Consider the following 19,143-nt stretch of genomic DNA (forward strand, 5'->3'; position numbering starts at 1 on the left):
CAGCCCGTAGGCTGGTTATTCGCATTCTACGAATTAAGCACGCGGTGCTTTATTCAACTCATCAACTACCATGTCGCCAAAGGCGTCGGTATCGATAAGTTTTGCATCTTCACCTTTGGCTAGGTCTGGCGTACCGTAACCATTAGCAAACACCGACTTCATTGCGTGCCATAGGTTCTTCGCTTCTTGCTCCATGCCAAAGCTCATTTCTAGCATTAATGCTACAGAGCCTATCATTGAGTATGGGTTAGCAATATTTTTGCCCGCGATATCTGGAGCACTGCCGTGAGAAGGCTCGTAGTAAGATTTTTCTGGACCAACACATGCAGAAGGCATTAGGCCTAATGAACCTAGAATACCGCCGCCTTGGTCACTTAGAATGTCACCAAACATGTTTTCCATCACCATTACATCAAACTGGCCAGGGTTTAAACATAAGTAAGTAGCCGCTGCATCAACCAAGATGTGCTTAACTTCTACGTCTGGGTAGTCTACTGCTACTTCTTCAAGAATCTCGTTCCACAGTACGCTTGATTTTAGTACGTTACTCTTGTGGATGTTATGCATGACTTTCTTACGACGTTGAGCAGTTTCAAAACCAACTTTTAGAATATCGCGAATTTGATCTTCATCGTACTCGAGTACTTCACGAACATAACGCTTGCCATTGTCGTCTTTGCCTACTTCTTTCTCACCAAAGTACAAACCACCCACTAGCTCGCGGATAATCATCAGGTCAATGCCGTCACCAATGACTTCAGGCTTAAGTGGCGAGAAGTGAGCGAGTTCTTGAGGTAAGTATACTGGGCGGAAGTTAGCGTAGGTATTGTAACGACGACGTAACGGAAGTAGCGCGCCACGCTCTGGTTGCTCGTCTACTGGGATTTTTTTAGAATCTTCATGGTTAAGGCCAATTGTGCCTTTTAAGATTGCGTCTGCTTCATCACAAATAGCGATGGTTTCAGCGGGGAAAGATTTACCCGTTTCGAAGTAGGCAACTGCACCAAATAGTGCTTCGTTTAATTCAAATGCTACTTCAGGGTTACGCGCTTCAACCGCTTTAAGTACTTTGACCGCTTGCTTCATTACTTCTGGGCCGATGCCGTCGCCGGCCAATAAGGCGATCTTATAGGTCTTCATTGTGTTTGCGTCTCCGTTGCATTAGTTTATTTTTTTGCTTGCCGCATCATAGCAAAACCAGCGCAAGGGTAAACCACCGATCGTGCTTTGAAGGGCTATTTCAACGCTGTTTTTACTAAAAGCTTTAATTTTTGAAAAGGTTTAGTGAAGACTCTAAACAAAGTAGCAACAGTGGCACCAAATTTGAGATAGCGGAGATAGCGAAGATAGGCTTAGCTGGTCACCGAAGACCTAATCATCGGTGACCCCTAGCAAATTACTTATTTAGTTATCTAAATCTGTTTTGTTACGAATATTGTGCTCACGTAACTTATTGGCAATTGCTGTGTGAGACAAACCTAACTTTTTCGCCAGTAAGCGTGAGCTAGGGTGTTGAGGATAATGATAGCTGAGCAAGAGGTGTTCAAACTCGCCCATCGCCGAGTGATAGTCTTGCTGCAGCAAGCTCTCGATACTGACATTATCCACCACTTTTTCATGATGGTATTTAATGTCGCTCACCTGCCACTTTTTCATACTGCCGATATCTAAAGAGTCCTGCAGTACTTGGTAAAGTTGAGGAATATTGCCAGGCCAACTTAAAGAGCTTAAATAGCGTTTTACTTCTCTGCTCAAAGGCGGCGGCACTTCTTGATGCTTGGCATATTGAAAATCTAACCAAGACTGCGCCAAAGGCACAATGTCTTCTTTACGTTGACGAAGTGGCGGTACATTAATGCTATTTTTAATCAAAGAATAGTAGCAGTCTCCGCCCCACAAAGCTGCCAACTGCTCTGGTGTGTACCTGCTAGAAAACAACAGGTGTTTAATGCCAAGTTGAGGGGCGCTTAACGAGCTAACCGCATCTTCAACTTCACTGCTTTTTAGTTTTTCAATATTACTTAGCAATACCGTATTAGGTTGTTCGGCGGCAATTTCGGCTAGTTGCTCAGACAAGCTATATTCTTGGTTATGGCAACTTACTACGTGAAAGCGTTCGTCACTGCCCATAGAAAGCTCGTTTAACAAACGTGCTAAAAAGCGCTTACCAACTCCCGCCTCTCCAAACAACAAGCTAGGCATAGGGTGCTCAACTAAACGTTTTAAGCTGTTAAGTACATTGCTGGTTTCATCACTGGTGGCAACTAAACGCCCTTCGCTAATGCCCAGCTCAATCTGTGATAAATCGAAGCTCGACTCTAACCAATGCGCCGATTTAAACAGCATGATTGCGCCTGGTAGGTGCGAGAACAGTGCGGTTTCTGAAAGAGGGATAATGTCGGCCATGTAGACTCGGCCGCTGAGTTGAATTTCAACGAGTTCCCGTTTACCCGAGCCGCTACCAAACCAGCGCTGCACACTAAATCCACGTAAAAACTTACTTATGTCGCTATTGGTAAGCGGGTGTGGTGTATCACCACAAGATTGCTCGAAGGCCTGATTAAACTGGCGAATTTCTCCAGACTTATCAATTAACACCACGGGGTAAGGCACGTTATCCAGCAAAATTTGAACTTCTTTGTGCTCAACTTCTGAAGGCAGTGCCGACACGATACGCGCATCGGATACGCCATTTAAGCATCGAAATTCGCTAAGCAGTTGCTGTGTAAGAGGAAGCTCTAATTCGGTAAGATGAAGAAACAAGTGCCCAGTGTCGACACTCTGCATAGCCTGTAGCGCTAGACCATGTTTAACTAAAACGCCGAGAACCGCGCTAAAAACTTCGGTGTTTTGTTGGCAGTTTAACTCTATGCGCATGTTGTTGCCACTTGCTCATTTAGTGAACGAGTCAGCAGCTGTAGGGCCTGCAAAAACTCACAGCAACACCACATGCCACCTTCTCCAACAATCCATACTAAACGCAAATAGCACTCCTATTTCCCTATCAAGCCAGTGGTTTAGACTGCCCAATTATGTATATACTTCTTTAGTCTAACCAAAAAAGTAAGCTTAACCCAAGCGTCATTTAAGATTCACTTGAGTTAATTTGAACTAGGTATTTGCATATTGCGCTGGATCAAAGGTTTTTGAACTGACTGTGAAGCTCAAAATCGCGTGCTGTCACTACTTTTTCTACTTTACGCAAGCGCTGTTCAAAATCATCAAATTGATGCTCTAGCTCGTTTACCGCTTGGCTAGGAGTTTCACCACGTTGCCATACTTTTGACTTAATAGTTACGCCGTCGTCCCCCTTTAAGTTGCTTGGCCGCTTATCCATAAATAACCAGGCAGCGCCGTAAATGATAAAAAACAAACCTAGGTTGGTAATTGCCAAAGTTACAGCAATGATTCGAATTAACCATGTTTCGGCGCCAAGGCTATGTGCTAAACCAGCACACACCCCAGCAATTTTTCCTTTTTGTGGGTCGCGATATAGTGGTTTATCAAACATTAGCGCTCCCTCCAATGCGGCACGCTTTCATCTAAAATATTCTCTAGAGCATGAATGCGCGCTGACATATCTTTGGCTCGAGTAGCTAAAGCATTTAGCTGCTCGCGCTCTTGTTCACTAATTCCATGTTCTACCTGACGCTTACTCTTGTAATGTAAAATAAGCCACAGTGGGGCCACTATGGCCATAAACAAAATTAACGGCGTCACCAATACGGTAAGCATAAATTCTCCTATTTTTGCTCTAACTTGGCTTTAAGCTTGTCTAGCTCGTCGGCAATTTCAGCGTCGGCACTTAACTCAGCAAATTGCTTGTTTAAGTCAGGGTTGTTATCGCCTTCCTTACCAAATACTTCTGCGCGCGCTTCAAGTTGATCGATCTTAGCTTGAAACTGTTCAAATTTTTCTCGCGTTTTTAAGGCGCGTTCGTTATCTAGCTGCTGCCTTACTGCATGGCGGTTTTTGGCTGTGGTTTGACGAGCTAATAAACCAGCTTGACGATTTCTTGATTCGCTTAATTTAAGTTCTAGCTGCTCAATCTCTTGCTGCAACTGCAACAAACTATCGTCCACTAAGCCTAGTTCTTTTTGCTGCTGCTTAATTGACTCTTGTAAGTGTTTTTTCTCAACTAATGCCAAGCGCGCTAAATCTTCTCGTTCGCGACTTAAGGCAAGTTCAGCTTTAGCCTGCCAATCTTCAGCTTGCTCTTCTAAATGCTCAATTTTACGTATCAGCTGTTTTTTGTCGGCCAATACTTTTGCTGTACTAGCGCGCACTTCCACCAAGGTGTCTTCCATTTCTTGAATGATAAGACGTAGCATCTTTTGTGGGTCTTCGGCTTTATCTAACATAGTGCTGATGTTGGAATTAATAATATCTGTTAAACGGCTAAACATTCCCATGGTGCACTCCTAATAAGGTCGAAAGGGATCAATGTATGTTTTCGAATTAATTGATTACAAGTCGTGTGCCAAGTTGTCAATACATTGATATTTATAACTTTTATATAAAAATGACAAAACCACACACTGGCTATATAGTTATACTGACCAACTTTTAGTCAAAGAGACCAAGATGGATTCCCCAAGCCTATTAGGTAACGCCCCAAGTTTTTTGGAAGTACTAGACAAAGTATCACTGTTGGCCCCGCTAAACCGCCCGGTACTGGTTATAGGTGAACGCGGCACCGGTAAAGAGCTGATTGCTGAACGCTTGCACTTTTTATCAGAGCGCTGGGATAAGCATTATCTCAGCTTAAACTGCGCGAGTTTAAATCCGAACCTGATTGAGTCGGAGCTTTTTGGCCACCAGGCAGGAGCATATACAGGCGCCTCGCAACAGCGGATTGGGCGATTTGAGCAAGCCGATAGAGGCACCTTGTTTTTAGATGAACTCGCCAACATGCCAAATGAAGTGCAAGAGAAGCTATTACGCACCATTGAATACAACAAAATTGAACGCCTAGGCAGCAACAAGCCGATTGAAGTAGACGTAAGACTCGTGTGCGCCACCAACCAAGACTTACCCGAGCTAGTGGAACAAGGAGAATTTAGGGCTGACTTGCTAGATAGATTATCCTTTGCGGTGATTACCCTGCCGCCCTTGCGCCATCGCGTTGATGATATTCAGCTATTGGCGGAGCATTTTGCTCACAAAATGGCAAGAGAGCTAAATTTCCCCCATGTTCCCAGTTTTAGCCAAACAGTGTTAACCCAGCTAAACAACTATTCTTGGCCGGGCAATATTCGAGAGCTCAAAAACGTGGTGGAACGAGCGGTAGTAGAAAGCAGCGATAATCAGGGAATGGTGGATGCTATTAATCTCGATCCTTTTGCTTCCCCGTGGCGGCCACTAAAACCAACTAATAACAACGAACAAATAAGCCTGAAACAAAGCGGTTTTAATCAACAAGTGGCTAACTTTGAGAAGCAATTGATCACTAAGACCTTAGCAAATAATCATTACAAACAAACCGCCAGCGCTAAAGCCCTGCAGATCAGCTACCATCAACTAAGGGGTTTGATCAAAAAACATCACATTAATACTCAAGGCTAAGCCTTTCATTGGTTGAGATAAGCAGATGGTTAATGGTAAATTATCAAGCAGTTATCAGGATATCAGCTTCTCATGAATGCATTCTCAATTGGCACAGTGATGTGTCTAGCTTTTTTGCTACTTGGCTGCGACCAGCAAAAAGATGTAAAAAAGCTTGGTTTAGTCTATTGCACCGAAACTGCGCCACATACGTTTAACCCGCAACTTGAAAGCTCAATCAATGCGATTGCGGTGACATCGCGACACCTATACGACCGCTTAGTTGAAGTTGATCCCATTACTCAGCAATTGGTTGGTGGGGTAGCGAATAACTGGCAAGTGAGTGAAGACGGTTTGCGCTATCGTTTCGACTTACGCCAAGGTATTCATTTCCATAAAACCGATTACTTTAGCCCATCGCGCAATCTAAATGCCGATGATGTGATATTGAGTTTCGAACGCATTTTAGACACCGAACATCCACTATACATACTGGCCAACGGCGATTATCCCTTTTTCAATAACATTGGCTTTGGCAGCAATATTCGTAAGCTCACCAAGCTCTCAGAAAGTGCGGTTGAATTTGAGTTAAAGCGACCCGATGCGGCGTTTTTAGCAAATCTTGCCAGCGATTACGCGGTGATTTTGTCAGCTGAGTATGCCGACAAGCTCAGTCAATCAAACCAACTGGGACAACTTGACCAATTACCTATTGGCAGCGGGCCGTTTTATTACGTTAACCAGCGTAAAGATCACTTTATTCGATACTACCGCCATTGGTTACACTGGCGTGGTGCGCCGCCGATGCAACAGTTGGTATTTGATATAACCCCAACCTCGTCGATTCGCTTAGCCAAATTACTCACGGGGCAATGCGATATTATGGCGCAGCCAGCAGCCAATCAGCTAGAAGTGCTTAAAGCGCGCGAAGAGTTGTTAGTGTCGGTGCAGGCTGGACTAAATGTGTCTTACTTGGCATTTAATACCCAAAAACCTCCTTTTGCCGACGTACGAATTCGCCGCAACGTAGCCGGATTAGTAAACAAACAACGCATAGTTGACTCAGTCTATTTGTCGACAGCCGACATTGCAGAGGGTGTGCTATCTCCTTCATCTTGGGCTTATCGACACCAATCTCGCTCTCCTGAGCAAGATCACCTAGTTTACCCTTATATAGAAAAGGCCAAACAAGATCCGATTGAGTTATGGGTGCTGAACGAAGCCAAAAGCTACAATCCCCAACCACGCAAAACTGCCGAGTTAATACGCAACGACTTGGTCAACGGTGGCTATCAAGTGAATGTGCGTTTACTTGATTGGCAAGTTTTGCGTCGCTATCTAAGAGCGCCAGAAGTAAACTACGACTTATTGTTAGTGGGTTGGTCTACCGATAACAGCGACCCCGATGACTTCTTTAGGCAGCAGTTTTCTTGTGACGCAGTAGAGCAAGGGTATAACTTTAGCCGCTGGTGTAATGGTCACTTTGAACAGCTACTCAACGCAGCAACAGCTTCTACACGCCTTGCTGACCGAGTAAGAAACTATTACAAAATTCAAAAAATAATCGAACAAGATGTGCCTATTTTACCCTTAACACACGCATTAAAAATGTATTCGTATAACGACAGCGTTCACGGTATTACTTGGAACCCATATGGAGGCGTTTCGTTTAACAACGCCTATAGGAAGTAAGCCATGCTCCGATACTTTATTCGACGTATTAACCTATTGGTGATTACTTTTTTAATCATCAACTTGATTGCGTTTATTTTTCAGCAGAATCAGAACCTGTTTGTTAAAACCGATGATTTTTGGTTTAAACAATATGCGTTATTTGTTTTTCAGAATATTAATGGCGATTTGGGTGTATCCAGCATTAGCGGCAAGCCGGTGTTTGATGAATTGGTGAGCTTTCTCCCCGCCACCTTAGAGCTTTGCTTTGCTGCTTTTTTGCTGTCGTTTATTATAGGGATCCCGCTGGGTACCTTGGCCGGCATTTATCATCAGCACTGGATTAGAAACCTCATTCTAAGTGTGACGATGGTAGGTTACAGCATTCCGGTGTTTTGGCTTGCACTGCTCTTGGTTATGAACTCCTCCTTAATGCTGGGTTGGTTCCCCGTATCAGGTCGCTATGACTTGCTGCTGGAAATTCCTCAAGTAACAGGTTTTGGCATTGTTGACGTGATGTGGTTAGAGCCTCAAGCCCGCTGGCCAGCGCTAATGAGTATATTAAGTCACCTAGCCTTGCCAACCCTAGTATTGGCTGTGGTGCCCACTACAGAAGTTATTCGCCAGCTATCAAACTCTATGGCCAAAGTAATGAGCGAGAACTACATTAAAGCCGCCGCTACAAAGGGTTTGTCAAAGTGGCAAATTGTCACTCGGCATGCCTTACACAACGCATTGCCCCCTATTCTACCCAGCTTGGGTTTACAATTTGGTAACGTATTAACCATGGCGATGGTGCTAGAGGTGGTATTTGCCTGGCCAGGCATTGGCCGTTGGTTAATATCAAGCATCTATCAGCAAGATTACATCGCCATTCAAGGCGGCATGTTAGCTGTAGCGACCCTAGTGATTATCACTTTTGTATTAACCGATTTGTTTACCGCACTCATTCATCCACTGCGTCGAAGAGAAGTTTATGCTCAGCACTAATGTATTTTCTGAAACGACGATTTCCAGTGCCTTGCAGCAGGTACTGATTCGTTTTAGGGACAACACTGTTGCGATGATTGGTTTTTGGGTGCTACTCGGCTTTTTAGTGCTTGCATTGTTTGGCCCGCTCATTGCGCCCTACCCGCTAGAGTTTCAAGGCGACAACTTATTGCAGCCTCCCTCTTGGAATCAGCAAGGCCATGTAGATAATTTTTTAGGCACTGATGACTTAGGCAGAGATCTACTCAGCCGTTTAATTTACGGTTGCCAACTAACCTTTGGCGGCGGCTTTATTGTAGTCACGCTTGCCGCTTTCATTGGCATTCCCATCGGCATTTTTTCTGGCATGAGCCGTGGCATTAAATCCAGCGTTCTCCACCATGTGATGGATACCGCCTTGTCGATCCCTTCTCTGCTCATTGCCATTATGGTGGTGTCTTTTCTCGGAACCGGCTTAGAAAATACCCTGATTGCGATTGCCCTAGCGCAGATCCCGCAATTTATTCGTTTTACATATATTGCCGTTTCAAGCGAAATTCAAAAAGAGTACATTACAGCGATTCGCCTAGATGGTGCTACTAACTACCGTATCCTGAAAAACGGCGTGCTCCCCAATATCGCCGACTCAATCGTATTTCAAATTAGTCGCAGTTTTTCTTCATCGCTTATCGATATTACCGCCCTAGGTTTTATTGGCATTGGTGCGCAAGCGCCACTGCCAGAATGGGGCGCCATGTTAGGTGGAAGTAAAGATTTACTCTTTTCTGCGCCTTGGACAGTAACCCTGCCAGGCTTTGTCATAATGACCAGTATTCTTAGTGTGAATATGGTGGGCGAAGGTTTACGCCAAGCGATGATTCAAGGAGTCGACTAATGGCTTTATTAGACATTCGCAACCTAACCATTGAAATCAATACGCCAGCTGGAATAGTTAAGGCGGTAGACCGAGTGAGCCTTACCATGGCAGAAGGCGAAATAAAGGCCTTGGTGGGTGAGTCAGGCTCAGGAAAAAGCCTGATTGCCAAAGCATTATTGGGTGTAACTAAACCTAGCTGGACCATCAAAGCCGACCGCATGCGCTTGGGCGACGTTGATCTGATGTCCTTAACTACCCGCCAGCGGCGTAAAGTGCTAGGTCATGAAATTGCGATGATATTTCAAGAGCCTAGCTCATGTTTAGATCCTTCTGAAGAAGTGGGCAAACAAATTGAAGAAGCCATTCCCTGCCACAATATTAAAGGCGGATTTTGGCGACGCTTCCAATGGCGAAAAAAACAAGCGCAAGCCTTACTGCATAAAGTAGGTGTTAAAGATCACCACAAAGTGATGCGTAGCTACCCTTATGAGCTATCGGATGGACTTTGCCAAAAAGTAATGATTGCTATGGCCATTGCTGGACAGCCCAAGCTATTAGTTGCCGATGAGCCAACTACCGCCATGGAAGTGACCACAGCCAGTCAAATACTACGCCTATTACACAAACTGAATAAGCTAAATAACACTGCTATTTTGTTAATTAGTCATGACTTAAATACACTGTCAGACTTAGCAGACACTATCAGCGTAATATATTGCGGTCAAATGGTAGAAGTGGGTCGTTCAGAGCAAGTCGTAGGAAGTTCAAGACACCCATACACTTCGGCCTTACTAAGCTCAGCGCCGCAATTTAACAAACCTTTTGAGCGCAAGGCATTATTGCCCGGCTTACCTGGTTCGATTCCCGCATTACAACACTTACCTATCGGCTGTCGACTTGGGCCGCGTTGCCCTAAAGCTCAGCGCGAGTGTGTTATCCAACCCAAACTTAAAAAGGTAAAAGGTCATCAATATGCTTGCCACTACCCTTTAAATCTAGAGAAAAAGGTAGGCAACAATGGCTAACTTACTGCACGTTAAGAATCTTTCGCAGCACGTCTATATTCACAAAGGTTGGTTAAGTAGACAACGTTTTGCAGCCATCGATGATATAAGTTTTGAGTTAAACATGGGGGAAAGCTTAGCGATAATTGGTGAATCTGGCTCTGGGAAATCCAGTTTAGCCAAAGTACTAGCGGGCATTAACAAACCGAGTAACGGCGATATATTTGTTAACGGTGAAGCTTTAAAGTTTGGTGACTACACCCGCAGGTGCCGCTTAATCAGAATGATATTTCAAGACCCAAATAGCTCGCTCAACCCGCGTTCTAACATCGGAAGAATTTTGTCTGCGCCACTTATTCTAAATACCGCGCTTTCACAGCAAGAGCAGCAGCAAAAAGTAATTGCTACATTAAAATTGGTGGGTTTATTAGAAGAGCACGCCGAGTTCTTCCCCAGCATGTTATCAAGTGGTCAGAAACAGCGTATCGCCGTTGCTAGAGCGTTAATTTTGAGCCCCAAAATCATTGTTATTGATGAAAGCATTGCAGCTCTTGATGTCTCGGTTAGAGCTCAGATCATTAACCTATTGCTAGAGCTACAGCAACGATTTGCTATCAGCTATATCTTTGTATCCAATGATTTGGGCTTAGTAAGGCACTTCTCAGACAAGGTGCTGGTTATGCAACATGGTAAAGCCGTAGAATTTAAGCATACCGAAGAGTTTTTCACTCAGCCCGAACATGAGCTGAGCCAACGACTGATTAGCGCCTACCAAAATGCCTTTCGCAAATAGCAGAAGCGCTTAAGAATTACCGCGATACAGAATACTTTCTTGCGCACCCACTACCTGCGACATAGACAATGATGCGTTAACTTCACGTTCTATCATGTCCATTAACGGTTTTAAGGTGATGGGTAGGTCACTGCGAATCTTTTCAGCAGTAATATAATAAGGCGCGCGCTGCCCGTGGTATTCCACTACAGGGCCAATTTGTTGAAACTTAATCCCTAGGAGTGCGGTGCTACGAGCTAAACGAGGTTCCATCATTACATAAGCATGCTTGATGTTATGGCGCTCTACCAACACTGTAGCGGCTAAATACATGCTGGCAGTGATAAAGGGGAAACAGCGCAGCTCATCTTCATAGAGCTCATTGATATTAATTCCCCCTACCGCGGAGTCTTTAAATTTGTCCGCTTTACGTCGTCTGAATGTCGCCCTTAGGGCTAGCCGAGAAATTTCACAAACATCTTCTCGAGCAAAGTTTTGCGGATGTAATTCCTCATCGGTAATAGCCCCTTCACAATACTTTTCTAAGGGAAGCAGTTGGTCACCAGAAGGAGCAACTACCCTAACGGTGCTTGCGTAAGTATTTGAGGATTTATGACGCACCAAACAATAGTCAGAGTAATCGTCAAATTCGTCACGCTCTACTTTTTGTTGATTAACCGGCTCGAAGCCAAGCTCTTCACAATAAACATCGTGACGAAGTCGATAGACACTATCAATATCTTCATCGTTTAATGCCACCATGGGATGAAAATAGGTTTCATAATGCTTAGCAATTTCTGCTGCTTTCTTTTTAGCGGCATGCTGAGTGGTTTTACTGGTGGGTAAACCAACCACCTTTCCTTTAATGCTGGTCGGCAATATTTTACTTTTCAAAAGCTTAACCCTTATTCCCTTAAGTGTTTTGAATCTTATATTCTTATCGCGTTATGTTATTGATACTACCTAAATAAGATAATGTATAGTTCTTTTGATAATAAATTTATATCTCTAAATATACAGTCGGTAGGTGGCTTTGCCTAGCTAGACAGTTTTGGCCACTTCAAACTGCTCTGATCAGCTAGGCTAAATGCAACTTTAGCGGTAAACATGCTAGAATCACTGCATTTTTTAGCGCTATAACAATTACGTATTCAGCGTCTTATTATCGGACACCGTAGAGGAATTAGTATGATCATCAAACCCAAGATCCGAGGCTTTATTTGTACCACCACTCACCCGGTAGGCTGTGCGGCTAATGTACAAGAGCAAATCGACTACACCAAACAGCAGGGCAAAGTAACTAATGGCCCTAAGCGGGTATTGGTGGTTGGCTCTTCAAGCGGATATGGTTTGTCATCGCGCATCGCAGCCGCTTTTGGTAGCGATGCCGCAACCATTGGCGTATTTTTCGAAAAGCCTGCCACTGAAAAGAAACCGGGTACTGCCGGTTGGTACAATGCTGCGGCATTTGACCAAAAAGCTCATGAAGCTGGCCTTTATGCTAAAAGCATCAACGGTGACGCATTCTCGCATCAAGCTAAACAGGCTGCTGTTGATTTAATTAAAGAAGATCTTGGACAAATCGACCTTGTAGTTTATTCGCTAGCGTCTCCTGTTCGTAAACTACCAGATAGCGGAGAGCTAATTCGCTCTAGTTTAAAACCTATCGGTGAAACCTACACAGCGACTGCAGTAGATACCAATAAAGATACCATTATCGAAGCCAGCGTAGAGCCTGCAACCGAGCAAGAAATAGCTGATACGGTAACGGTAATGGGTGGCGAAGACTGGGAACTTTGGATTAAAGCCTTAGATGAAGCAGGCGTGCTAGCAGAAGGTTGTAAAACCGTTGCCTACAGTTACATTGGCACCGCGCTAACTTGGCCAATCTATTGGGATGGTGCTTTAGGCAAAGCTAAAATGGACCTAGACCGAGCTTCAACAGCACTTAATGAAAAACTAAGCGCTAAGCAAGGTTCAGCCAACGTTGCAGTACTTAAGAGTGTTGTTACTCAAGCTAGTTCAGCGATTCCCGTAATGCCTTTGTACATATCGATGGTTTTCAAAATCATGAAAGAGCAAGGTTTGCATGAAGGCTGTATGGAGCAAATCTATCGTCTATTTAACGAACGCCTGTATCTAGAAGGCGAAAAAGCGCCTGTCGATGAGTACAATCGCCTACGTTTAGATGACTGGGAATTACGTGAAGATATTCAACAAGCTTGTGTTGATTTATGGCCGCAAATTACCACTGAGAACCTAAAAGAACACACCGACTATGAATACTATAAAGCGGAGTTCTTGAAGTTGTTTGGTTTTGGCGTTAAAGGGGTTGATTACGAAGAAGATGTGGCTACTGCAGTACCATTTGAAGTAGTAACATTAGATTAAAATCTTACTTTAATACTATAAAAAGCCCTTAACAGCTTCTGTTAAGGGCTTTTTTAATTGACTCTTTTGTAACGAATACGCCCTGCTCTCGGTAAGTAGGCATCCAATGTTTGACCATCTTTTGAAATGCGGTATTCAATCACTTTATCTGCTGAAGTCACCACTACCCGATTGCCGTTTATTTTGTATTGGGTGGCTACCCGACTGCCTGATTTAACTTGGCCATCTTCTGAAAATACTAGGCGTTCTTTCTTGCCATAAAAGTCATGTTCAGCTTCCCAAGTGCCTACAATAGGATTAACTTTGTGCTCGCGCTCTAAGCCAACTAACTCCGGATAAGCGAAGTAAACAAAAGACATTACGCCCAAGCCAATACCAAGAAGTGCCACTAGCAGCACAATGGATTTCTTCACGTTGTTCTCCAAAAACTAAAAAAGGACGTAAAACGTCCTTTTTTCAGTATCTTACGTAAGCATTAAGCTTACAACAAGTTTTGGATTTCTGCTTTGCTTTTTAAGACATCAATCAATACTTGATAACTAGCTTCGGTTTTAACATTGCTAAGTTGTTGTAACCATTGGTTAGTTTCACTTGCATCAACGGTTTCTGCTTCGTTAACTGCTGTTAATTGAATAACTAGCTGGTCGCCGTTCATCGTAGTAATTCGGCTAGCCACTTTTTGCTCAGAAGGTTTTGCCATCATGAATAAATGACGCACTACCTGAGGTTCTAAATCTTGGCTATCGCGGCCTACTTTAAACTTAGAATCTAGCTTAAGGTTTTGTTCATATAGCAGAGCATCTAAGCCTTCACCACTCTCTAGTGCCGCAATTAGACTATCCGCATAATCTTGTGCAGCCTTGGTTGAACGAGATTGCGTAAGTGCAGTGTTAATTTGGGCCTTCACCTCTTCATAAGGTTTCACTTCTGAAGCTTGATGAGCCATAACACGAACAACAATTGAACTGTTGTCTGACAGCTGGATAGCGTCGCTATTTAAACCTTCAGCGATGAAGTCTAAATTAAACAGCTGATTAATAACCTGTGGCTCGCCTAATGCGCCATTTGCACTAGCGCGCGTTAAGCCTTTAATCGTTTCAACTTTTAAGCCCGTTTCGCTCGCAACATCCACTAATGAGTCTGGAATTTCGAAAGAAACTTCTGCAAGTCGTTGTGCTTGCTCGTAGAAGGCATCTTGTGCTTGATCTTGTTGCAGACGCTGACTAATTTGCTCTTTCACTTCTTCTAAAGGCTTAGCTTGTGAAGTTTGCACGTCTAACAATTTGATAAGGTGGAAACCAAACTCTGTTTTAACAATCTCACTAACATCGCCGTTGTTAACAAGTGCAAAAGAAGCTGCGTCAAACTCAGGCGCCATTACACCACTTTCAAACCAATCGAGTTCACCGCCTTCTTGACCGCTGAAAGTATCTTCAGATTCTTCGGCAGCTAGCGTAGCGAAATCTTCGCCTTGATTGATTTTAGCTAACAACTCTTCAGCTTTAGCTTCATCAGCAAGCAAAATATGTGCAACTTTACGCTTCTCTGGTTGTGAGTAAGTTAACTGATTAGCATCGTAGAATTGTTGAATGTCTTCATCACTAACGTCTATGCTCGCCGCGATTTTTTCTGCATCAACAACAATGTACTCAACATCTACTGACTCTTCAGTGCGGAAAGTGTTTTTACGCTCTTCGTAGTAAGCCAGTAAGTCTTCTTCGCTTGGCGCTTCTTGGTTAGCAAACTGAGCAACAGGAACAGTAACATAGCGCACGTCACGAGTTTGTTGATTTAGTTTAACCAGTAACTCAGCTTCACTTGGCAGCGCAAACTCACTGCCCAATAAAGCTTGCTGTAGTTGACGACGGGTTAAGTCGTTGCGAATCATATCGCGAAATTGAGCAGGTTGGAGGTTAGCGCGGTAAAGAACAGCTAAGTAACGCTCGTTATCAAAACGACCATCGACTTGAAATTCTTGCATGCCTAAAATTTGTGATTTAACTTGCGCGTCACTTACTCGTAAACCGTAATTTTCTGCGGCTTGGTCTAGTAAACGCTCACCAATCATTCGGTCTAATACGTTGCTTCTAAACTGAGCCATGTAACTTGGGTCAGCGGCTAATTGATTAAACGCAGCACCAAACTGGCTTTCTAAGCGGGCACGCTCATTTTGATAAGCTTGGTCAAATTCTGCACGGCTAATGGACTCACCATTAACTTCGGCTGCTAATTGCTCACTAGGGCTTGCGATGTAGCTACCTACACCAGCCAGAGCGAAAGATAAAATGACCAAACCTAGGATGATTTTGGCTACCGGACCTTGGCTTCCTTCACGGAGCTTTTCCAACATGCTTAATTACTCTTTACCACATTAAATAATGAAAAAGCGCATCGAATTGATGCGCCTTTGACAGATCGCAATTGCGTCTGACAGTTAGTTTACAGCGTCTTTTAACGCTTTACCTGCTTTAAACGACGGTACGTTAGCAGCAGCAATTTGAATTTCTGCACCAGTCTGAGGGTTACGACCAGTACGAGCTGAACGTTCTTTAACTTGGAAGGTACCAAAACCTACCAAAGCAACGTTGTCGCCTTCTTTAAGTGTATCTGAAATCGCGTCAATGAAAGAATCCAGCGCACGACCTGCAGCGGCCTTAGAAATGTCAGCGCCTTCAGCGATTTTGTCTACGAGTTGAGCTTTATTCACAATTGGTTCCCCTTGTTGTTATTCCTTTTCTTCTCACCGCAGGGAAGCTTCCCTAATAATCGCGGCTCAGAATGAGGTTTGTCAGTCTACATTTAGTTAAAATCTACCATCAATATTTTTATCAACGGCTTCCTTGCCAGCCTTAGGCTATAGCCCTTGAACAAGGCTGGCAAGTACTATTTCACGATTGAATATCGTTTATTTGCATTGACTCAAGCTTTTACTTCAAAGCCTTCAGGATTTTGCTCTAAAGCCGCTTCCAGAACCTGTTCAATCCAGCGAACAGGAATGATTTTCAGGTCGCCAATAACATTTTCTGGTATCTCTTCTAAATCACGTTCATTTTCTTGCGGAATAAGAACCGTTTTAATTCCACCACGGTGCGCAGCCAAGAGCTTTTCTTTCAAGCCACCAATCGGCAATACTTCACCACGTAAGGTAATTTCACCGGTCATCGCTACTTCAGCTTTAACTGGGTTACCGGTTAGGCTAGAGACTAAAGCGGTACACATTGCAATACCAGCACTTGGACCATCTTTTGGTGTTGCACCTTCTGGTACGTGCACATGAATATCACGTTTTTCGTAGAAGTCGCTGTTAATGCGCCACTTATCAGCGCGGGCTCTAACCACTGTCATCGCTGCCTGAATAGACTCTTGCATCACATCACCAAGAGAGCCTGTGTAGCTAAGCTTGCCTTTGCCTGGCACCGATGCAGTTTCAATAGTTAATAAATCGCCGCCCACTTCGGTCCAAGCAAGACCAGTAACCATACCTACCCGGTTGTTCTCATCGGCTTTACCATAATCACAGCGTTGTACACCAAGGTACTGACTGAGATTATCTTGGCTGATTTCGACTTTCTTGGTGTCTTTATTGAGTAAAATTTCTTTCACTGCTTTACGGCATAATTTAGAGATTTCACGCTCTAAGCTACGCACACCAGCTTCGCGGGTGTAATAACGAATAATGCCGATAATGGCACTGTCTTCGATAACAATTTCGTGCTCTTTCAAGCCATTGCGTTTGATTTGTTTGCTAATCAAATGCTGTTTAGCAATATTCAGTTTTTCGTCTTCGGTATAACCCGACAAGCGAATCACTTCCATACGGTCAAGCAACGGACCAGGAATATTCATTGAGTTTGAAGTAGCAACAAACATCACGTCTGATAAATCATAATCAACTTCAAGGTAATGATCGTTAAAGCTATTGTTTTGCTCTGGGTCTAGAACCTCTAGCAATGCTGAGGCAGGGTCGCCACGCATGTCAGACGCCATCTTGTCGATTTCATCCAGCAAAAATAGTGGGTTTTTCACCGCCACTTTGGACATTTTTTGAATCAGCTTACCCGGCATAGAACCAATATAAGTTCTGCGATGTCCTCGGATTTCTGCTTCATCACGCACGCCACCTAAGGCCATGCGTACATATTTACGCCCAGTTGATTTAGCGATGGATTGACCCAGTGAGGTTTTACCTACACCTGGTGGCCCCACCAAACAAAGAATTGGACCTTTAAGTTTGTTGACTCGGCTTTGCACTGCCAAGTATTCCAAAATACGTTCTTTAACTTTCTCTAAACCATAGTGGTCTTGATTAAGCACTTGTTCGGCTTTAGCCAAATCACGCTTCACTTTAGAGCGTTTAACCCAAGGAACACTAAGCATCCAATCAACATAGCCGCGCACTACTGTGGCTTCTGCTGACATTGGCGACATCATTTTAAGCTTGTTGAGTTCAGCCAGGGTTTTCTCTTTTGCCTCTTCAGGCATTTTGGCTTCTTCGATACGCTGAGAAAGCTGCTCAAATTCGTCTTGACCGTCTTCAGACTCACCCAGTTCTTTTTGGATGGCCTTCATTTGCTCGTTTAAGTAATACTCACGCTGGCTTTTTTCCATTTGCTTTTTCACACGACCACGGATTTTTTTCTCAACGTGTAGCAAATCTATTTCAGACTCCATCATTGCCATTAGGTATTCAAGACGTTCTGGAATACTGGCAATTTCAAGCACCGACTGTTTGTCTTCTAGCTTGAGCGGCATGTGAGCAGCCATGGTGTCGGCTAAACGAGCAGCGTCGTCGATGCCAGAAACAGATGTAAGCACCTCTGGCGGAATCTTTTTGTTCAGCTTGATGTAGCCTTCAAACTGACTAATGGCAGAGCGCACCATCACTTCTTGCTCTTTTTCATCAGGCTGAGCAGATACCACATATTCAGCGGCGGCTACGTAGTACTCCTCTTCTTGAACAATTTGCTCAAGCTTAGCGCGCTGGCTACCTTCAACCAGAACTTTAACGGTACCATCAGGCAGCTTAAGTAATTGAAGAATATTAGCGACGGTACCTACCGTGTATAGGTCATCCACCTGTGGGTCGTCATTGCTTGCGTCCTTTTGGGCCACTAGCAATACTTGCTTATCTTGGCTCATCGCACTTTCTAAGCAACGGATAGATTTTTCACGACCAACAAACAATGGAATAACCATGTGCGGATACACCACCACGTCGCGCAGTGGTAATACGGGAATTTCGAAACGTTCTGAACGCTCTAAGGTCATGTCGTCCTCTTTGCCTTAGCTAATAATCTCTATCAGCAATATATTGGGTCAAACTTGATGGTTTCAATTAGTTACGCAGAATAATTCAAAAAAAACTTCTAACTGTCGATTTTTTATCCAAAAACTAACGTAATCGCCGCCTCACCGTACCTCGTACTTTGCCCGCCATGCCTATTAAACTTTGTCTGGTATGGCAATGGCATAAAGCGACAGCAAGGGCATCAGCGGCATCTGCTTGGGGGCTTGCCGACAAGCTTAAAAGCTGGGTAACCATGTGCTGAACTTGTGTCTTGTCTGCAGCACCGGTGCCTACTACTGCCTGTTTTATTTGCCGTGCCGAGTACTCTGCCACTGGCAAGTCTTGACTTACCGCTGACACAATAGCTGCTCCACGAGCTTGACCAAGTTTTAAGGCTGAATCAGCATTCTTGGCCATAAAAACCTGTTCTATCGCAAACTCGTCGGGTGAAAACTGGGTGATAATTTCACTCACGCCTGCGTGAATTTGCTTCAATCTTAGTGGCAATTCTTTTTCATTGGTGCGAATACACCCACTGCCCAAATACTCTATTCGCCCTTGAGCCTGTTTAACTAAACCATAACCGGTGATCCGCGAGCCGGGATCAATGCCTAAAATAATACTCACG

General features: G+C 44.0%; 18 protein-coding genes. 7 read left to right on the forward strand and 11 right to left on the reverse strand.

The features are described from left to right. Positions 1–33 precede the first annotated feature (33 nt). From leuB to pspA, 5 genes are all read right to left on the reverse strand, one after another. Positions 34–1,140, reverse strand: a complete 1,107-nt coding sequence (gene leuB, locus K5609_RS12455; protein ID WP_221073927.1) for a 3-isopropylmalate dehydrogenase — start codon at positions 1,138–1,140, stop codon at positions 34–36. A 264-nt stretch (positions 1,141–1,404) separates the two neighbouring features. Beyond that, positions 1,405–2,877 (reverse strand): TyrR/PhhR family helix-turn-helix DNA-binding protein, encoded by a 1,473-nt coding sequence (locus K5609_RS12460; protein WP_221073928.1) that lies wholly within the window; start codon positions 2,875–2,877, stop codon positions 1,405–1,407. Between the two features lie 259 nt (positions 2,878–3,136). Next, positions 3,137–3,511 carry an envelope stress response membrane protein PspC gene (gene pspC / locus K5609_RS12465; protein WP_221073929.1) on the reverse strand — a complete coding sequence of 125 codons (375 nt, stop codon included), beginning with the start codon at positions 3,509–3,511 and terminating at the stop codon, positions 3,137–3,139. Continuing rightward, entirely contained in the window at positions 3,511–3,735 is a 225-nt protein-coding gene (gene pspB, locus K5609_RS12470; RefSeq protein WP_016402611.1) for an envelope stress response membrane protein PspB, read from the reverse strand. The genes pspC and pspB overlap by 1 nt, the downstream gene beginning before the upstream one ends. A gap of 8 nt (positions 3,736–3,743) precedes the next feature. Next, positions 3,744–4,412: a phage shock protein PspA gene (gene pspA / locus K5609_RS12475; protein WP_016402612.1), complete on the reverse strand. Its 669-nt coding sequence runs from the start codon at positions 4,410–4,412 to the stop codon at positions 3,744–3,746. A 172-nt stretch (positions 4,413–4,584) separates the two neighbouring features. On the opposite strand from pspA, the gene pspF reads away from it, so the two are divergent. The 6 genes from pspF to K5609_RS12505 all read left to right on the forward strand — a co-directional run bounded on the left by pspF (position 4,585) and on the right by K5609_RS12505 (position 10,858). Continuing rightward, positions 4,585–5,565: a phage shock protein operon transcriptional activator gene (gene pspF, locus K5609_RS12480; protein WP_221073930.1), complete on the forward strand. Its 981-nt coding sequence runs from the start codon at positions 4,585–4,587 to the stop codon at positions 5,563–5,565. Positions 5,566–5,637: 72 nt separating this feature from the next. Continuing rightward, complete coding sequence (locus K5609_RS12485; protein WP_221073931.1) at positions 5,638–7,236, forward strand: ABC transporter substrate-binding protein; 1,599 nt, start codon at positions 5,638–5,640, stop codon at positions 7,234–7,236. Positions 7,237–7,239: 3 nt separating this feature from the next. Then, positions 7,240–8,205: an ABC transporter permease gene (locus K5609_RS12490; RefSeq protein ID WP_221073932.1), complete on the forward strand. Its 966-nt coding sequence runs from the start codon at positions 7,240–7,242 to the stop codon at positions 8,203–8,205. Then, positions 8,192–9,079: an ABC transporter permease subunit gene (locus K5609_RS12495; protein WP_221073933.1), complete on the forward strand. Its 888-nt coding sequence runs from the start codon at positions 8,192–8,194 to the stop codon at positions 9,077–9,079. The genes K5609_RS12490 and K5609_RS12495 overlap by 14 nt, the downstream gene beginning before the upstream one ends. Then, positions 9,079–10,086 carry a peptide ABC transporter ATP-binding protein gene (locus tag K5609_RS12500; protein ID WP_221073934.1) on the forward strand — a complete coding sequence of 336 codons (1,008 nt, stop codon included), beginning with the start codon at positions 9,079–9,081 and terminating at the stop codon, positions 10,084–10,086. Before K5609_RS12495 ends, K5609_RS12500 begins: the two co-directional genes overlap by 1 nt. Beyond that, complete coding sequence (locus tag K5609_RS12505) at positions 10,079–10,858, forward strand: peptide ABC transporter ATP-binding protein (protein WP_221073935.1); 780 nt, start codon at positions 10,079–10,081, stop codon at positions 10,856–10,858. The genes K5609_RS12500 and K5609_RS12505 overlap by 8 nt, the downstream gene beginning before the upstream one ends. Positions 10,859–10,867: 9 nt before the next feature. On the opposite strand, the gene K5609_RS12510 is transcribed toward K5609_RS12505, so the two are convergent. Then, complete coding sequence (locus K5609_RS12510; RefSeq protein ID WP_246611849.1) at positions 10,868–11,731, reverse strand: PEP-CTERM/exosortase system-associated acyltransferase; 864 nt, start codon at positions 11,729–11,731, stop codon at positions 10,868–10,870. A gap of 294 nt (positions 11,732–12,025) precedes the next feature. Here K5609_RS12510 and fabV point away from each other — a divergent pair, with 294 nt between their 5' ends. Beyond that, positions 12,026–13,228: an enoyl-ACP reductase FabV gene (gene fabV / locus K5609_RS12515; RefSeq protein WP_221073936.1), complete on the forward strand. Its 1,203-nt coding sequence runs from the start codon at positions 12,026–12,028 to the stop codon at positions 13,226–13,228. A gap of 53 nt (positions 13,229–13,281) precedes the next feature. On the opposite strand, the gene K5609_RS12520 is transcribed toward fabV, so the two are convergent. From K5609_RS12520 to ruvC, 5 genes are all read right to left on the reverse strand, one after another. Then, a complete protein-coding gene (locus K5609_RS12520; RefSeq protein WP_221073937.1) occupies positions 13,282–13,641 on the reverse strand; it encodes a DUF2850 domain-containing protein in 360 nt (119 codons plus the stop codon). A 68-nt stretch (positions 13,642–13,709) separates the two neighbouring features. Then, the gene (gene ppiD / locus K5609_RS12525; RefSeq protein ID WP_221073938.1) at positions 13,710–15,578 is read right to left on the reverse strand and encodes a peptidylprolyl isomerase; all 1,869 of its coding nucleotides are present in this window, start codon (positions 15,576–15,578) and stop codon (positions 13,710–13,712) included. Positions 15,579–15,662: 84 nt separating this feature from the next. Next, positions 15,663–15,935 (reverse strand): nucleoid-associated protein HU-beta, encoded by a 273-nt coding sequence (gene hupB / locus K5609_RS12530; protein ID WP_016402624.1) that lies wholly within the window; start codon positions 15,933–15,935, stop codon positions 15,663–15,665. A gap of 212 nt (positions 15,936–16,147) precedes the next feature. Continuing rightward, a complete protein-coding gene (gene lon, locus K5609_RS12535; protein ID WP_221073939.1) occupies positions 16,148–18,496 on the reverse strand; it encodes an endopeptidase La in 2,349 nt (782 codons plus the stop codon). Positions 18,497–18,620: 124 nt separating this feature from the next. Continuing rightward, the gene (gene ruvC / locus K5609_RS12540; RefSeq protein ID WP_221073940.1) at positions 18,621–19,142 is read right to left on the reverse strand and encodes a crossover junction endodeoxyribonuclease RuvC; all 522 of its coding nucleotides are present in this window, start codon (positions 19,140–19,142) and stop codon (positions 18,621–18,623) included. Position 19,143 lies beyond the last annotated feature (1 nt).

Origin of the sequence: Agarivorans aestuarii (assembly GCF_019670125.1) — a bacterium.
In the GTDB taxonomy this organism is placed as follows: Bacteria; Pseudomonadota; Gammaproteobacteria; order Enterobacterales; family Celerinatantimonadaceae; genus Agarivorans; species Agarivorans aestuarii.

Bases quoted from the DNA above. Each gene is read 5' to 3' on its own strand.
- leuB (WP_221073927.1), bottom strand. From the start codon at position 1,140: ATGAAGACCTATAAGATCGCCTTATTGGCCGGCGACGGCATCGGCCCA.
- K5609_RS12460 (WP_221073928.1), bottom strand. From the start codon at position 2,877: ATGCGCATAGAGTTAAACTGCCAACAAAACACCGAAGTTTTTAGCGCG.
- pspC (WP_221073929.1), bottom strand. From the start codon at position 3,511: ATGTTTGATAAACCACTATATCGCGACCCACAAAAAGGAAAAATTGCT.
- pspB (WP_016402611.1), bottom strand. From the start codon at position 3,735: ATGCTTACCGTATTGGTGACGCCGTTAATTTTGTTTATGGCCATAGTG.
- pspA (WP_016402612.1), bottom strand. From the start codon at position 4,412: ATGGGAATGTTTAGCCGTTTAACAGATATTATTAATTCCAACATCAGC.
- pspF (WP_221073930.1), top strand. From the start codon at position 4,585: ATGGATTCCCCAAGCCTATTAGGTAACGCCCCAAGTTTTTTGGAAGTA.
- K5609_RS12485 (WP_221073931.1), top strand. From the start codon at position 5,638: ATGAATGCATTCTCAATTGGCACAGTGATGTGTCTAGCTTTTTTGCTA.
- K5609_RS12490 (WP_221073932.1), top strand. From the start codon at position 7,240: ATGCTCCGATACTTTATTCGACGTATTAACCTATTGGTGATTACTTTT.
- K5609_RS12495 (WP_221073933.1), top strand. From the start codon at position 8,192: ATGCTCAGCACTAATGTATTTTCTGAAACGACGATTTCCAGTGCCTTG.
- K5609_RS12500 (WP_221073934.1), top strand. From the start codon at position 9,079: ATGGCTTTATTAGACATTCGCAACCTAACCATTGAAATCAATACGCCA.
- K5609_RS12505 (WP_221073935.1), top strand. From the start codon at position 10,079: ATGGCTAACTTACTGCACGTTAAGAATCTTTCGCAGCACGTCTATATT.
- fabV (WP_221073936.1), top strand. From the start codon at position 12,026: ATGATCATCAAACCCAAGATCCGAGGCTTTATTTGTACCACCACTCAC.
- ppiD (WP_221073938.1), bottom strand. From the start codon at position 15,578: ATGTTGGAAAAGCTCCGTGAAGGAAGCCAAGGTCCGGTAGCCAAAATC.
- lon (WP_221073939.1), bottom strand. From the start codon at position 18,496: ATGACCTTAGAGCGTTCAGAACGTTTCGAAATTCCCGTATTACCACTG.